1 protein-coding gene is annotated in these 404 nt (G+C 74.0%); it reads left to right on the top strand.

Going from position 1 to position 404, the window contains the following annotated elements:
• On the top strand, positions 1–404 hold a 404-nt coding region (locus AC1DSF_RS31100; RefSeq protein WP_478184162.1), incomplete at both ends, for a glycoside hydrolase family 3 protein.

Raw genomic sequence — 404 nt, 5'->3', positions numbered from 1 at the left:
GGGTTGGGCCGACCCCCGCCTGGCGGAGGACGAGGAACTGGATGCGGCGGTCGCCGACGCCGCCGCAGCCGACGTGGCCGTCGTCGTGATCGGGACGACGGACGACACCGAATGCGAGGGCGTCGACCGCGAGACCCTGGCGCTGCCGGGCCGGTCGGACGAGCTGGTCGCCCGGGTGGCCGCCGCGAATCCGAACACCGTCGTGGTGGTCAACGCCGGGTCTCCGGTGCTGATGTCGTGGCGTGACCAGGTGGCAGGTCTCGTCTGGGCGTGGCTGCCCGGCCAGGAGGGCGGTGACGCCGTCGCGGATGTGCTCACCGGCGCGGTGGAGCCCGGCGGACGACTGCCCACCACCATCCCGGCGGCCGAGTCCGACGTCCCGGTGCTGTCCACCAAGCCAGTGG

It is taken from the genome of Variovorax sp. 01N429 (assembly GCF_056399425.1).
This window is presented reverse-complemented; position numbering and strand designations above follow the sequence as displayed.